Source organism: Gordonia sp. ABSL11-1 (assembly GCF_030315685.1).
Taxonomy (GTDB): Bacteria; Actinomycetota; Actinomycetes; order Mycobacteriales; family Mycobacteriaceae; genus Gordonia.
The window spans coordinates 69812-84589 of sequence record NZ_JASXSI010000023.1 but is presented as its reverse complement, the minus strand read 5'-3'; the positions used below and the strand labels follow the sequence as shown (position 1 = coordinate 84589).

Annotated in this window: 13 protein-coding genes, 1 tRNA gene and 3 pseudogenes; 7 read left to right on the top strand and 10 right to left on the bottom strand. The window is 65.8% G+C overall.

All coding sequences use genetic code 11. The features are described from left to right. Positions 1 to 258: 258 nt before the first annotated feature. Positions 259 to 1577: pseudogene (locus tag QSJ19_RS21440) on the bottom strand (IS3 family transposase). A gap of 172 nt (positions 1578 to 1749) precedes the next feature. On the opposite strand from QSJ19_RS21440, the gene QSJ19_RS21435 reads away from it, so the two are divergent. After that, entirely contained in the window at positions 1750 to 3108 is a 1359-nt protein-coding gene (locus QSJ19_RS21435) for a dipeptidase (protein WP_286323020.1), read from the top strand. On the opposite strand, the gene QSJ19_RS21430 is transcribed toward QSJ19_RS21435, so the two are convergent. The 3 genes from QSJ19_RS21430 to QSJ19_RS21420 all read right to left on the bottom strand — a co-directional run bounded on the left by QSJ19_RS21430 (position 3095) and on the right by QSJ19_RS21420 (position 5420). Then, positions 3095 to 4141: an acyl-CoA dehydrogenase family protein gene (locus tag QSJ19_RS21430; RefSeq protein ID WP_286323019.1), complete on the bottom strand. Its 1047-nt coding sequence runs from the start codon at positions 4139 to 4141 to the stop codon at positions 3095 to 3097. The genes QSJ19_RS21435 and QSJ19_RS21430 overlap by 14 nt on opposite strands. Before the next feature lie 138 nt (positions 4142 to 4279). Then, positions 4280 to 4906: a lipocalin family protein gene (locus tag QSJ19_RS21425; RefSeq protein WP_286323018.1), complete on the bottom strand. Its 627-nt coding sequence runs from the start codon at positions 4904 to 4906 to the stop codon at positions 4280 to 4282. 97 nt (positions 4907 to 5003) lie between these two features. Continuing rightward, entirely contained in the window at positions 5004 to 5420 is a 417-nt protein-coding gene (locus tag QSJ19_RS21420) for a DUF7144 family membrane protein (protein WP_286323017.1), read from the bottom strand. Positions 5421 to 5619: 199 nt separating this feature from the next. Here QSJ19_RS21420 and QSJ19_RS21415 point away from each other — a divergent pair. Continuing rightward, positions 5620 to 5693 (top strand) — tRNA-Pro (locus QSJ19_RS21415). A gap of 97 nt (positions 5694 to 5790) precedes the next feature. Here QSJ19_RS21415 and QSJ19_RS21410 read toward each other — a convergent pair. The 3 genes and pseudogenes from QSJ19_RS21410 to QSJ19_RS21400 form a co-directional block, all read right to left on the bottom strand. Next, complete coding sequence (locus QSJ19_RS21410; protein WP_286323016.1) at positions 5791 to 6000, bottom strand: hypothetical protein; 210 nt, start codon at positions 5998 to 6000, stop codon at positions 5791 to 5793. A gap of 99 nt (positions 6001 to 6099) precedes the next feature. Next, positions 6100 to 6428 (bottom strand): annotated as a pseudogene (locus QSJ19_RS21405) (ferredoxin reductase domain-containing protein); the annotation flags it as partial. 2 nt (positions 6429 to 6430) lie between these two features. After that, positions 6431 to 6655: pseudogene (locus QSJ19_RS21400) on the bottom strand (cytochrome P450); the annotation flags it as partial. 219 nt (positions 6656 to 6874) lie between these two features. Here QSJ19_RS21400 and QSJ19_RS21395 point away from each other — a divergent pair. Then, the gene (locus tag QSJ19_RS21395; RefSeq protein ID WP_502876305.1) at positions 6875 to 7246 is read left to right on the top strand and encodes an AraC-like ligand-binding domain-containing protein; all 372 of its coding nucleotides are present in this window, start codon (positions 6875 to 6877) and stop codon (positions 7244 to 7246) included. Between the two features lie 68 nt (positions 7247 to 7314). Then, positions 7315 to 8061: a PaaX family transcriptional regulator C-terminal domain-containing protein gene (locus tag QSJ19_RS21390; RefSeq protein ID WP_286323015.1), complete on the top strand. Its 747-nt coding sequence runs from the start codon at positions 7315 to 7317 to the stop codon at positions 8059 to 8061. 30 nt (positions 8062 to 8091) lie between these two features. Here the strand turns inward: QSJ19_RS21390 and QSJ19_RS21385 are convergent, their stop codons facing one another. The 3 genes from QSJ19_RS21385 to QSJ19_RS21375 all read right to left on the bottom strand — a co-directional run bounded on the left by QSJ19_RS21385 (position 8092) and on the right by QSJ19_RS21375 (position 10541). Next, positions 8092 to 8775 carry a type 1 glutamine amidotransferase domain-containing protein gene (locus QSJ19_RS21385; protein WP_286323014.1) on the bottom strand — a complete coding sequence of 228 codons (684 nt, stop codon included), beginning with the start codon at positions 8773 to 8775 and terminating at the stop codon, positions 8092 to 8094. Positions 8776 to 8856: 81 nt separating this feature from the next. After that, positions 8857 to 9825, bottom strand: coding sequence for an alpha/beta hydrolase (locus QSJ19_RS21380; protein WP_286323013.1), 969 nt, complete (start codon positions 9823 to 9825; stop codon positions 8857 to 8859). A 128-nt stretch (positions 9826 to 9953) separates the two neighbouring features. Beyond that, positions 9954 to 10541: a TetR/AcrR family transcriptional regulator gene (locus QSJ19_RS21375; protein WP_286323012.1), complete on the bottom strand. Its 588-nt coding sequence runs from the start codon at positions 10539 to 10541 to the stop codon at positions 9954 to 9956. A 186-nt stretch (positions 10542 to 10727) separates the two neighbouring features. On the opposite strand from QSJ19_RS21375, the gene QSJ19_RS21370 reads away from it, so the two are divergent. From QSJ19_RS21370 to QSJ19_RS21360, 3 genes are all read left to right on the top strand, one after another. Further along, positions 10728 to 11654, top strand: coding sequence for an acetoacetate decarboxylase family protein (locus QSJ19_RS21370; RefSeq protein ID WP_286323011.1), 927 nt, complete (start codon positions 10728 to 10730; stop codon positions 11652 to 11654). A gap of 262 nt (positions 11655 to 11916) precedes the next feature. Next, complete coding sequence (locus tag QSJ19_RS21365) at positions 11917 to 12843, top strand: NAD-dependent epimerase/dehydratase family protein (protein ID WP_286323009.1); 927 nt, start codon at positions 11917 to 11919, stop codon at positions 12841 to 12843. Between the two features lie 167 nt (positions 12844 to 13010). Further along, entirely contained in the window at positions 13011 to 14651 is a 1641-nt protein-coding gene (locus QSJ19_RS21360) for an acyl-CoA dehydrogenase family protein (protein WP_286323008.1), read from the top strand. Positions 14652 to 14778 lie beyond the last annotated feature (127 nt).

Below are 14778 nucleotides of genomic sequence, written 5' to 3'. Positions count from 1 at the left end.
ATGATCAGTGATGCGGTCGATGACATTGCGGCCTCCCGAGTGACAGAACAGGACAGCAGGGCTTACGTGTTCTGCGACGGGCCGGCAAGTGGACACGGGGCGCGCTTCGTCTTCTTCTCTCCAGCTGGTGACAACACTACGAGAGGGCACCGACAAGATCGATCAGAGCGAGATCTCGACGAGACACAACCTCACGTGAGGCGCTGCATCTCGTCGAGGGAGTCGGGCCGGCTTCCGGTGATGGAGGAGCGCCGAGGGCTAGTTGGTTCCGGCCTCGGCGAGGACCGGTTCTCTACGATAGCGGGCGCGGTCGTGCCGGGACCAGAACAGCTCTTCGTACTCGACGGGTGGGACCTGTCCGATTTCGCCGTGGATGCGGCGATGATTGAACCAATCGATGGATTCGGCGACGGCCAGTTCGAGGTCGGTGATGCCGTTCCAGCCGGCATCCGGGCGTAGGAAAGGGTTGCGGACGCACTCGGCCTTGACCAGCGAGTTGAACGCCTCGGCCATCGCGTTGTCGTACGAATCACCTTTACTACCAACAGAAGCCACCGCTTCGGCGTCGTCGAGACGCTGGGTGTACCGTACCGCTCGATACTGCACCCCGCGGTCAGAATGGTGGATGAGACCGGCCAGATTCTCCCCAGCGCGCCGCCACATCCACAGTCCCATCTCCAGCGCGTCGATCGCCAGATCAGCTCGCATGCTCCTCGACACCGGCCAGCCCACCGCACGCCGGGAGAACACGTCGAGGACGAACGCCGCGTACACCCACCCTGACCGGGTCCGGATGTAGGTCAGATCCGCGACCCACAGCTCGTTGGGCGCCTGGGCGACGAACTGCCGGCTGACCACATCCTCCGGCCGGGGTGTTTCGGCACCGTCGGACTTTGTCGTCCGTGGCCCTGCGCCACCTAATACATTGCAGTCCACTGGTTTTCATAATCCTCTCGATGGTGCAGCGGCAACGTCGATGTGTTCGCGCGGCAGTTGGGCGCACACTGTGCGGGCGCCGTACACGCCGAGGTTGGCCGTCCACGCGCGGCGGATCTCAGCCGTCAGCTGCTGGTCGCGCACCGACCGGGCCGACGCAGGCGGCGTCTTGGCCGCGTAGTAGTGCTCGGGGCGATCTGCACGCCGGCGCTGGTCAACACCATGCAGACCGGCTCGACCCTGAGTCGGTGACCGTCGACGAGCCGGTCACGATCAGCATCGATCCAGTCGACGATCACCGCGACCGGCACCGCCTGCCGGTCTACTTCGTCTTGCGGTCGAGCTCCGCTGCGGCGAAAACGCGGCCGAGGTCCGTAGAATCGCGTTGGCGCGCCGCAACTCTCGGTTCCCGAGTTCCAGTTCGGCGATCCGGTCGGCATCGCTGGTCGACGTACCCGCCCGCGCCCCGCCATCGATCTCGGCCTGGCGTACCCAGGTGCGCAGGGCCTCCGGGTGCACCCCCGACTGATCCGCGATCCGCTTGATCGCGCCACGACTCGAGTCGGGATCACGCCGCGCCTCACACCCCATGCGCGTGGCCCGCCCCCCAGTTCCTCGCCGTACTTCTTCGGTGCCACCATGCTCTCATCATCCTTCACAGATTTGAGAGTCTCTACAAAACCCGGGGCGATTCAGTCGTCGCGGTGGTCGTCGTGTGGTGGCTGTGGCCTCGTGCGCGAACCGCGCAGTCGGCGTCCACCGGCGCGACCTCATGACACCCTGGGAAGACCGGATCGAGAGCGAGGACAGATGATGACGGACGACGCATTACGCGAACGGGTACACGGCTTGATGCCGCAGGCGCAGTCGGATCTCACGGCGATGGTGGGATTCCGGTCCGTGCACGATGCGGAGCAGTCGCCGCCGGAGGAATGCGACAAGATGGTCTCCTGGCTGCAGGAGGCGTTTACCGAGGTGGGCTTCGCCGACGTCGCCGCCCACGTCACCGCCGACGGAAGCAAGGCGGTGACCGGGCATCTCGCCGGCCCCGACGACTCGCCGACGGTGCTCCTCTACTTCCACCACGACGTTCAACCGCCCCTCGGCGAGGACGAATGGGATTCGCCCGTGTGGTCGCTGACCGAGCGTAACGGACGCTGGTACGGCCGTGGTGCGGCGGACTGCAAGGGCAACATCGCGATGCACCTGACCGCGCTGCGCGCCCTCGACGGCGACATCCCGGTGAACATCACGATCGTCGGGGAGGGCTCTGAGGAACAGGGCACCGGTGGGATGGAGGACTTCGTCCCCCGTCACCCCGACCTGTTACGCGCAGACGCCATACTCGTCTGCGACTCCGGCAATTTCGCGGTCGGCAAGCCCAGCCTCACCACCAGTCTGCGTGGCATCGCGAACATCGTCGTCAGCGTCGAGACGCTGTCGTCGGCTATGCATTCCGGGATGTTCGGGGGCGCGGCACCCGACGCGCTGGCGGCGTTGATCGCCATGCTGGCGACGTTGCGGGATGCCGACGGCAACACCACCGTCGCCGGACTCGACGCCTCGGCCACCTGGCCTGGTGTCGACTATCCCGCAGAGTCGTTCCGTACCGACGCCAACGTCCTCGACGGCGTGGATCTGCTCGGGTCCGGCCGCGTATCCGACATGGTCTGGGCACGGCCGGCGGCGACCGTTCTCGGCATCGACTGCCCGCCGGTGGTCGGGTCGTCGGCGTCGATCGTGCCGCGGGCGCGGGCGCGCATCAATCTCCGGGTGCCGCCGGGGATGAACGCCAAGCACGCCCAGGATGCGTTGATCGCCCATCTCACCGACGTCGCGCCGTGGCATGTGAAGGTCTCGTTCGAGCGGGAGGCCGACGGCTCCCCGTTCACCGGGGCGACATCCGGACCGGGTTACGACACGATGGTCGACGCGATGTCACGGGCGTACGGGACAGATGTGCTGCTCATGGGACAGGGCGGTTCGATCCCGCTGTGCAACGTCTTCGCCGAGACCTACCCCGACGCCGAGATCATGTTGCTTGGGGTCGAAGAGCCGCTCTGCCTCATCCATGCACCCAACGAAAGTGTCGATCCGACCGAGATCGAGAACATGGCCGTCGTCGAGGCGACGTTCTTGAAGGAGTACGCGTCGCGGCTCACAGACCGCTGAAGCGTTCCACCAGAAGATCTTTCAATTGGGGGCGGCTGGCTGCCACGAGCGTGAACACCGCCTCGCGTGCGAGCCGTTCGGGGGTGCTGCCGCGTAGCAGCGCGCGGCCGCCGTCGGCGGCGATCAGCGTGCCAGCGGCATCCATCGCGAGTTCTGCGGCCTCGGCACGAGCGGCGATCAGGGCGTCGGCGTCGGCGAGACCGCCGTCGAGCCGGGTGCGTACGACGCCGCCTCGTTCGCGGAGCGCGCGTGCCGCATCGTCGTGCCCCGACGTGTCGAGCAGTGCGGTGCAACGACGCAACAGCCCGAGAGGGAGCGTGCCGTTCAGCCGGATTCCGATGTTCTGGCCGGCGAAGAAGTCGTCGAGCGTCACCCGGCTGACGACGCGGTCGTCGGTGACCGGCAATCCGGTGACCGACAACGACACGGTGTGGGAGGCGTCCGCGGCGCCGAGATGCAGTGGGCTGACCGCGATCTGCCCGGGAGTCGGGTCGATGGGGACGATCGCGGCGATCACGTCGTCGGTGTCCACGTCGCGCGCCGACACCTGGAGGACGTCGACGATGCCCCAGCCACTGACGAACGGCGCGTGACCGTCGAACACCCACCCCTGGTCGGTGCGGGTGGCACGCATCCGCGGCGGAGTCGGCACGACCCCCGCATACGCGACGCCCGCGCGGATACGTCCCGCACGGGCGTCGTCGTAGAGTTCGTCGCGCAGTGCCGTGTTCGTCGTGCCGGCGAGTGAGATCACCACGCCGTGGTGCTGCAGCCAGGTGAATCCGGTTGACAGACAACCCGAGACGATGACCTCCAGGATCTCGACGACCTGCTCGAACCCCAGGCCCGGTCCGCCGGCCTCTTCGGGCGCCGCGATGCCGAACAGGCCGGCGTCGGCGAGTTCCGTCCAATGCGCTGCGGGGATGTGGCCGCTGCGGTCGACCTCGGCCGCCGCGGGGAACAGGACGTCGTCTGCGATCCGGTAGGCGTCGGCGAGCAATCGGGTGCGCCGGTTGTCGAGGTCAGCGGTCACCTGGACAGCCTACGACGCCAATGCTGTCGGTCGCCGCGACTCGAGTACGGCAACGCGCGCCGCCGACGACCCCCGCTGGTCGAGTAGCAGCGAGCGAGCCGGGCGCGTATCGAGACCACGCGGCGACCACCCGCGCGATCACACGAGGCAGAGAGGTGACTGATCGGTTCGTCCGCCTGTGGTCGGGGAGACCAGGAACGTGCACGAGTTGAAGCCGGCCTTCTCGATCTCACCGCGGAGTATGCGCAGTGTCGACGTCGGGACGACCTTGTCACGGGACAGCAGGAATCCGGACGCGCGGGTGGGATCTCCGACGACCGCGAAACGGTACGGGTCGGTCGGGGCGGCGCCGTCGGCGATCCAGGCGACGATGTAGTTCGGTGCGTTCCCCGGATCGATGCTGGCCGGAACCTGCGGGAATTTCACCGACAGCTGTGCCTTGGTCACCGGGTCGACGACGGTGGCCTTGCCCTTGACCTGGTTGGACTGGCCGGTGAACGTCGTGCAGGTGTTCTCCACTCCGATGGTCGTCGGATTGATCGGGGTGTAGGTGGCCTTGGTGTCCTTGGCGCAATCGAGATTGAAGAACGCGGGGACCGCCGCGAGCTGCCACCACGATCCCAGATATCGCTCGGTGTCGAGCTTCGGGATCGGCTGAAGCGGCGCCGCCGATGCGGGGGCGGACGTGGCGACCAAGGCTCCGATGATCACGGCTACGGTGGCGAACAGCGTGAACAGGGGTCGGATCGTGCGGGTGATACGCATTCGGGCGGCTCCGTTCGAGTGGGTATGGACCACTGCGATTCGGAGCCGCCCGAGATACGGATGGGTCAGGATACGGATGGGTCAGGATGCGGATGGGTCAGGCGATGTTCGACGGCTTCCACGTCGCGACCGCCCAGATGACCACCAGGTCGAGCGCGATGATCAGGATCGCCCACAGCGGGTAGTAGGGCAGCCACAGGAACTGCGCGATGATCGAGATCGACGCGATGATGATCGCCGCGATCCGCGCCCAGTCGGCGCCGACCGCCAGGCCGCCGGCGATGATGACCGCCAGGATGCCGACGATCAGGTGAATCCAGCCCCAGGTGGTGAGGTCGAACTGATAGACGTACTGCGGGCCGGCGACGAACAGCTTGTCGTTGGCCAGCGCCGAGATGCCCTGGAAGACGGCCACCAGACCGGCGACGAACAGCAATGCGGACGCAACAATCGAGATGCCGAAAGCGAAACCTTCCTTCGCTCCTACGTTGGCATCATGATCCGGCGAGGTCATGACCGGTGTCCTTTCGGTTCGAGAGGGAGAAGTAGGGACAGTCGTACCGGAAATACTTTAAGGTTTGGAGCGACGTCACGAATCGGAATCGCGCCGACTGCGTCGAAGTGTTCGCCTTGGCGTCAGCTCGTGTAACAGTGCCCGACCAGGCGATTTAGTCCCTTGGCGGTGGTGGGGGTAAGCTATCGCAGGCTACACACGGGGTGTGGCGCAGCTTGGTAGCGCGCTTCGTTCGGGACGAAGAGGTCGTGGGTTCGAATCCCGCCACCCCGACGCTAGGTTGAGATAGCAGAAGAGGCCCTGACCATGGATTCCTGGTCAGGGCCTCCTCGTATCTGCTGGGCGGCCGCGCTGTCCTCAGCGCACCGGCTCAGGCGTCAGCCGACGGGCTCGCGTTCGTGCCGCCGTCGGACACCTCGAAGTTCTTCCACTCGCCCTCATCGCGGACCTGCATCGCAACACCGAGCTGGTCGTCGGGTGCTTCGATGGTCTTGAACCAGTCGTACGCACCGGTCGCGTCGGAGAACTCCTTCGTGTCGATCACGTCGCCGTCGGCGTTGACCACACGGTACTGTGCCATCTCACGCTCCCATCGATGTCGGATAGCTCGTCTCGGGCAGCGCCATGCCCCCGCACAGAAGCGGGTACCCGTCCTGCGGGAACTCAATCATCGCGGTGCTCACGCCGGAGCGAGATCGCTGACGGGCGCCGGGGTGTACTTCTCTCGCCGAGATGTTTGCGGCTCGGCATCCGACGACGCTTGCACGCCTTGACCCCGGCATCGACCATTGCGGGCGGCCCGCACAGATACGCGACATGACCGCGCAGACTGTCGAAGTCCTCCACGAGAGCATCGCCGACATATCCGCGCCGCCCGGCCCACGCCTCCCGGCTGAGGCGCGGCACGTAGCGCACGCCGGAATGGTTGCGCGCCAATGACTCCCAAAAGTCGACCGCGTAGAGTTCCCCACGATGGCGCACACCGTGATACAGATGGATCTCGCGGTCGGCAGGTCGGCGTGGATCGGTCCGTTCACACCGATCACCGCTGGATGCCCGAAGGTGCGGCCACCGGCCTTGGTGATGATGGCCTCGAAGTCGTCGCTGGTGGCGATCTCGCGGCAGATCTCCGCGGTGCTGGCGACATACGAGCCGAGGACGGGGACGTAGGCGAGCGGGACCTCGGCACGCAGGCGCTCGTATATCGGGTACGGATTGCGCTCGAGTTGGGTCATGGTGATGTCGTCGAGCCGGGAAACGGTGGTGGTCGCGGGTTGTGCTCCTCGGTCGGGTGACTGTGCTCCTCGGTCGGGCAGTGATGCCCGGTGCCGACAGACGCCATGGACAGTCGTGGCGCGGATCGATACCGATTGCGCGACTGCGAGACGGATCGCGCGAGCAATCTGTGATGTGGATCGCACAGCGACACCGGCATGCGGTAGAACACAAAGACGATGTCCGCATCCGAGCAGCTCGTGGGTACACCGGATCGGGAGACCGCACATCAGGCCGTCGCCGATGTGTATTTCCCGCACGAGTTGGCCGCCCTCGACGGCCGTGACGACGTCGACCTGCCCTTGCGCACGGTCGAGCTCGGCGGGGCCACCATCGGCCGACACACCTGGGGAACGGCGGTGTCGATCGCCTGCCACTACCCGGGTGCCTATGAGGTCAACATCCCGCTGTCGGGACGACTGCACTCCCGCAGCGGTCACGGAGAACTCGTCTCGACAGGGGCGCCGTCACCGTCGCCGACGCCGCGGCCCGGTGGGGATTCAGCAGTCCGAGCCGGTTCGCCGCGGCCCACAGCCGTCGATACGGGGTGAACCCGTCGCAGATCGTGCGCGGCCACGTGACGGATCGCGCGCACCGGCCGACGGGATAGCATCGCGCCATGCCCCGCCCGTCCGGACCGCAGCGTCTCCCTGCACGGTCGGCCATCCTCAGCACGTTGTTGGGTGCCCATCCCGCGCAGGCATCGTCGGCCGGAATCCTGGCCATCGCAACCGAACTCGGGATCGGTGAGTCCGCGGTACGCGTGGCCCTGACACGAATGGTCGCGGCCGGAGACCTCGACCGCGCCGACGGCATCTATCGGCTCAGCGGCAGGTTGTCGGAACGGCAACGTCGGCAGGACGAGTCGATCCGTCCCGCGGTGCGTCCATGGAACGGGCATTGGTGGCTCGCGGTGATCAGTGTGCCGTCCGACGACGCACCCACACGGAATGCGACGCGGACCGCGTTGACCGGCTTGCGCTTCGGTGAGCTCCGGGAGGGCGTGTGGATGCGGCCGACGAATCTCGAGGTGACCCTGGACGATCCGGTGGTTGCCGAGCGCGTGTCGATGTTCAACGCGGAACCGGAGGAACCAGCCGACGAGCTCGCTGAGAGATTGTTCGCGCCGACGGCCTGGGCGGATGAGGCGCGCCAGCTGGTCGCGGCGCTCGATCGTGGCGTCGACATGCAGGACAGGTTCGAGGTCGCCGCGCGAGTCGTTCGGCACATCATGGGGGACCCGCTGTTGCCCGACGAGCTGTGCCCGAAGCCGTGGCCGGGTGCGCTGATTCGTGAGCGCTACGAGAGTTTTCGGGCCGAGTTCGCAGAGCATGTGGGACGCGTGCTGGGGCGGGATATGAACTAGGCAGACGCAACGGTCGATGCGACGCGGTGTTCAGAGAAGCGCGGCAACCTTCTTGGCCGTCTCTTTCGCGGATCCAGGATTCTGGCCGGTGACGAGCGTACCGTCGACGACCGCGTAGGAGATGAACGGCAGCTTGGCCTTCTCGTAGAGTGCGCCGCGCTCCTTGGCCACCTGCTCAGCGTTGTAGGGCACGAGCTTGTCGACTCGCGCGAGTACCTCCTCCTGCCAGGCGAAGCCGGTCATCTTCTTGCCGTCGATCAGATATGTGCCGTCGGACAGTCGGGTGTTGAGAAGGCCGCAGTAGCCGTGGCAGACGGAGGAGACGATCCTGCCGCGCTCGTAGATCTCGCGAGTGATGCGTTGCAGGCCGGGGCTGTCGGGAAAGTCGTACATGACCGCATGGCCGCCGGTGAAGAAGATGGCGTCGTAATCGGCGGAGTCGATCTCGTCGGGGCTGAGGGTGTTCTCCAGTAGGGCCATCTTCTCCGGGTCGGCGCGCCAGGCCTTGGCTGTCTTGTCGTAGCTGGGAAACTTCAGCGCACGCGGCTCGAGCGGTACGGCACCACCCTTCGGGCTGACCAGGGTCTGTTCGAACCCGTGCTCATCGAAGACGTGCCAGGCGTGGGTGAGTTCGGAGAGCCACAAGCCGGTCGGATGATCGGGGTCATCATAGTGACCGACGTTGGTGACGACGTTCAGGATGCGTGTGGGCATGCCGTTCTCTCTGTTGTGGTTGTCAGCCAGGGGCCCGTTGAACACACGGATGGTCGGACCTCTCGGAGCCGCTGTCGACGCCTAGTGGAGGGCGGTCTTCAGAGCATCAATCGCGAGCTGTCGGGCAACGTTGGCGCCCTTGGTGTCTCGCAGACTGTCCAGGAGCAGGAAGTCGTGGACCATGCCGGCCACTCGGACCGAGGTGACCTCGACACCGGCCTCGCGCAGCTTGTTGGCGTACTGCTCGCCTTCATCGCGCAGCACGTCGGCTTCGTCGGTGATCACGAGTGTCGGCGGTAGCCCTTGGAGATCCTCGAGCGACGCCTGCAGCGGCGAAGCATACTTTTCGGTGCGCTGCGCCGGGTCGGTGGTGTAGGCGTCCCAGAACCACTTCATACCATCGCGAGTGAGGTAGTAGCCCTCGGCGAACTGCAGGTAAGACGGGGTGTCGAAGTCGGCGTCGGCGACTGGGTAGAGGAGTACCTGGGCCCTGAGGTCGATTCCGCTGCGGTCCTTGTTCATCAGGGCAAAGACCGCAGACATACACCCGCCGACCGACTCGCCGGTGACCGCGATCCGAGAGGTGTCCAGGCCGTGCTCGGCACCGTGCTCGAGTACCCATTGCCCGACGGCATAATTCTGCTCGACCTGAGTGGGATAGCCCTTCTCGGGCGCTCTGTCGTACACCGGGAACACCCCGGCCGCGCCGGCGCCGACCGCGAGCTCCCGGAAAAGCCGGTCGTGGGTGTGTTCGTCACCGAACACCCAGCCGGCCCCGTGGATGTAGAACACAACCGGAAGCAACCCATCGGTCCCAGTTGGCCGGATGATGCGTGTGCGGACGGTCCCCCACTGTCCGGCGTCGACGTCGACCCACTCTTCAACGACCTCGGGACGTTCTACGCCTTCGCCGCTCTGCAAGTCGGAGAGGATTCTTCGGCCCTCCTCCGGAGAGACCTCGTAGATGCGGGGATGCGGATCGGTCTGCTCGCAGAGGTCCTTGGCCGCTGGCTCGAGAACGGGGCTGATGGGGGGCGGCAAGTCGGTCATCCCGGTCTCCTCTGTGGTCGGCGATTCGAGCGCCCCGACACACTCGAATGTGTGCATCGCTCACATGGAGGCTAGCGCGGCCTCGTAGGTAGGTCAACGGGTTGAAGCGGCCGCAATCGTGTCAGCCCTCAGCGGGCGTCTCTTCGGACTCCGAGTACGGCCATGAACGAGGCGCGGACTTGACCAATGGTGTCGTCGATCGACGGGCTGGTGAGTTTGCGGTCCAGGTAGAGGCAGGCCATCCCGTGCACCAGACCCCAGCCGCCGAGTGCCAGGTCGATGGGGTCGGCGTCGGGAAAGACGCCGGTGATGGCCGCTGCCAGCAGTTCGTGAACGTCGGCGGCGGCCTGAACCCGCTCCTCGCTGTCGTGGTCGCATTCGTTGCCGAACATCAGGCGAAACAGGGCAGGCCGACGCAGCGCGAACTCGACGTACGCGGCACCGAGGTCGGCGAGTTCTTCGCCCGTGGTGGGGAGTTCGCGATGACGGGACAGGTCAGCCTTCAGATCGCGAAGTCCCTGGGCGGCGAGGGCTGATTCCAGGGCGTCGCGGTCGGGGAAGTGGCGATACGGGGCCGTCGCCGAGACGCCCGCCTGGCGGGCGACAGCGCGAATGGAGAACGACTCACCGCGCTCGAGCATGTCCATGGCCGTCGTCAATAGCGTGGCACGGAGATCTCCGTGGTGATAGCTCTTCTTCGTCGTGCTGCTTGCCATTGTCGCCCTCCTTCCGAACTCATTGTGCTCGAAGTCCATTCGTCGTCGACAATCGGCCGAGCGGTACCGGTGACCACACCCCGGTCGTCTCGGGGCGATCGCCTTGATCTCGTGACGGGAATGTTGACGCTGCATACATTGCGGTCTACGGTGATGTAAGTGCCGTACACATTCCGAGGAGCTGCCATGACATCGTCGAAGGCCGAGCCGAACAACGATGTGGTCGAGGTCGACCTCGGTGGCCGCATCGTCCGCGTTCCGAAAGGTGGGTTGTACGACCGCTACCGCATGAACGCGGATCTGGACGACGTCGCAGCGGACCCCAGGGTGCGCAGTGTCGACTTCTTTCAGACGTTGCCGAAAACTGAAGTGCAGTCGGCGATCGGGCCGACCCGGACCCCGAACTTCTACTACTCGATGTCGAAGGCCCAGGTCACGTATGTCGCCCCGACCAAGGCGCTGCGCTCGCGGCTCCCTGATGAACTCGACCCACTGCAGATTGCTCCTGGCATCGGATTGTTTTCCGTGGTGTTCTTCCGCTACGACGTCTGCGACATCGACTTCTACACGGAGGCGACCGTCGGGATCGCGGTACGGCCCGCGCGCCACGGTGGGATGGGGGCCGCTGACGTGTTGACGACGCTGGCCAACGATACGACGCATGCCTACGTCCTGTCGTTGCCGGTGAACACCGAGATCGCTCAGGTCCGCGGTCATGATGGCTACGGATTCCCGAAATGGGTCACCGACATCGATGTCGACATCGACAATCTCAAGGCGCGCGCCCGGGTGGCCAACGACGACGGTGGCACCGACATCGCGCTCAACACTGTCACCCCGAAACAGACGACGGTCGCCAGCGGCTCGAGTGTGTCCACGCTGATTTCCTACACCCAGCTCAGCGGCGGATGGAACGCCACGCTGAGCCAGACCAACACCCTTTCCGCCGGTGGCACGCTGCTGCCCCGGGGCCTGACCCTCGAGCTCGGGTCGGGTCGCCTTGCCGATGATGTGCGCTCCTTGTCGCCCATCAGGCCGCTGCGGCTCGACGTGGCCACCGAATGCCAGAACGCCCTGCACATCCCCGTCCCGGTCTCGTTCCCCGCCAGGTGAGCAGCCCAATGACGACCACCATCACGCGTCACGTCGACCGCACCCGACTGGCATCGCTCACCCGCCGGGTGCAGGCGGCCTGAAATGCACCGATTCCCAGACCATCGCCATCGAACGGCTCTTGCCCGTCGGCGTTCCCGACGGAATGAATCCCGGGCTCTACCGCCGAGTGGCGTCCCTGGTTCGGAGCCGGCTCAAGCGCATCCGGGGAGCACATCAGCAAGCGACCGACAACGTCCTGCGATCCGAGTAGAGGAAACGAATGCACACCGTGCTAGGAGCCAACGGCCAGATCGCCGAAGAGCTCACCCACTACCTCCACGACAACGTCACCCACGATCTTCGCCTCGTGAGCCGACACCCGAGAAGAGTCCACGACACCGATCAACTGGTCTCGGCGAACCTGATGGACGCCACTGGCACCGCCGACGCCGTCAAGGGCAGCGAGATCGCTTACCTGACGGTCGGCCTGCCCATCGACTCGGCGCTATGGGAACGACAGTTTCCGGTGATGATGGCCAACACCATTGCCGCATGCCAGAAGCACGACACCAAACTGGTCTTCTTCGACAACACCTACATGTACCCGCGAACCTCATCCCCACAGGTCGAAGACACCCGCTTTGCGCCCGTCGGCCGCAAAGCGACCGTCCGCGCGCACATCGCGAACATGCTGCTCTACCAGATGCGTAACGAGACCATCGAGGCCGTCATCTGTCGCGCACCCGAGTTCTACGGCCCCGGGAAAACCAAGAGCCTCACCAACTCCGCGATCTTCGACCGGATCAAGCAGGGCAAGCGACCCATGGTCCCGGTCAGCGCGCACACCGAACGCTCTCTGATCTGGACCCCGGACGCCAGCCGCGGTATGGGACTGATCGGCAATACTCCCGACGCCTACGGCCAGACCTGGCACCTGCCGATAGACCCGCGACGTCTCACCTACCAGGAGATGATCGAAGTGTCCGGCGAGATCACCGGTGAGGACATCGGCTACACCACCATCCCCGCGAAGGTCTTCGCAGTCGGTGGCCTGTTCAACCAATCCGTGAAGGAAGCCTCCGAACTGCTGCCTCGCTACCGCGATGACAACATCTTCGACTCCTCGAAGTTCACCACTCGCTTTCCCGACTTCGAGGTCACGACCTACCGGCGAGGAATGACCGACCTCCTCGGCGGGGGCGAGTGACCGACCGCAAGCAGCCGATCACACGCGGCGGGCGAGCGGGTGTCGTGAACTACTGAGGAATCGGCACCAGGTGGGTGATATTACATCAGTGAATCGTGCGCGCAGGATATGTAATACTGGCCACGCCGTCGAGTATGCCGTCGTCCCGTCATCGAAGGAGTCGTGCCATGCCTACACACACGGTCACCAACCAGGTACCGCCCCTCGTGGACCACGATCTTGCCGACCAACCGGTCATCCTCGAGGCCCTTGCTCGGGCCCGCGCCGACCATGCACTCGACGACCTGCACGAGATCGGACGCCAGGCGGGATCTGCGGAGGCCCTCGATCTCGCCGACCGCGCCGAGGTGAATCCGCCGGCCCTCCGGACGCACGACAGGTACGGCAATCGGATCGACGAGGTCGACTATGACCCGGCGTATCACGAACTCATGCGTCGCGCAGTCGGTTTCGGACTGCATGGGACCCCCTGGGCGGAGTCGGGGCCGAACCCGCACCTGGTGCGGGCGGCGAAGATGAGCGTGTGGGGCCCGACCGATGCCGGTCACCTGTGCCCGATCTCGATGACGTACGCGGTGGTGCCGGCCCTACGGGCCAACCCCGAACTCGCGTCGCGCTACGAACCGCTGCTGACCACGTCGGTATACGAGCCGGGCCTTCGTCCGCCGCTGGCGAAGGGGGGTCTCACGGCAGGCATGTCGATGACGGAGAAGCAGGGCGGTTCGGACGTGCGGTCCAACACCACCGCGGCGAAACCGTTGGGCGACGGCACCTACCGCATCACGGGGCACAAGTGGTTCACCTCCGCGCCGATGTCGGACGTGTTCCTCCTGCTCGCTCAGGCGCCCTCCGGGCTGTCGTGTTTCTTCGTTCCGCGGGTCCTGCCCGACGGATCGCGCAATCCTTTTGCGCTTCAACGACTCAAGGACAAGCTGGGCAACCGGTCCAACGCGAGCAGCGAGGTGGAATACGACGACACCGTCGGCTGGCTGGTCGGTGAGGAGGGGCGGGGCGTGCCGACCATCGTCGAGATGGTCAATCTGACGCGGCTCGACTGCACCCTCGGGACCGCCACGTCGATGCGGACAGGGGTTATGAACGCGGCTCATCATGCGGCCCATCGCCGTGCGTTCGGGGCGGCGCTGATCGATCAGCCGTTGATGCGCAACGTGATCGCGGATCTTGCCGTCGAGGCCGAGGCGTCGACCGTGGCCGCCCTGTGGCTGGCGGAGGTGACCGACCGTGCCGTCGGGGGCGACGCGCGTGCGGATGCGGTACGACGCATCGGCCTCGCGGTCAGCAAGTACTACGTGTGCAAGCGCGGACCGGTGCATGCGGCCGAATCGCTGGAATGCCTGGGCGGCAACGGTTATGTGGAGGAATCGCGTATGCCGCGACTGTACCGGGAGGCCCCGCTGATGTCGGTGTGGGAGGGCTCCGGGAACGTCGCCGCACTCGACGTGTTGCGTGCCATCGCCCGACAGCCGGAGACCCTGGAGGTGTTCTTCGACGAGGTCGAGGTCGCGCGCGGTCAGTCCCCGGCACTCGACCGCGCGGTGACGGCGCTCCGCGGCCGATTCGCCGACGTCTCGGAGCCCACCGACATCCAATTTGCGGCGCGGCAGATCGTCGGCGACATGGCGCTGGTGCTGCAGGGTTCACTGCTGCTGCGATTCGGTCACCCGGCGGTCGCCGAGGCGTTCGTGTCCAGCCGGTTCGGATCGTTGCGTGGCGACGTGTTCGGTTGTCTACCAGCAGGGCTCGACATCGTGACCATTCTCGACCGTGTCACGCCGAAGGTCGGTTGATCTCGCCGTGGACGGCGTCGACGACCCACGAGCGGCACCCTGGTATCGCAGCCAGACCGACGGTGACGACAGTCTGTTCCGCGAACGGGACGAACCCTACGGCGACTGGAAGCGTTCCGCCCCGGGC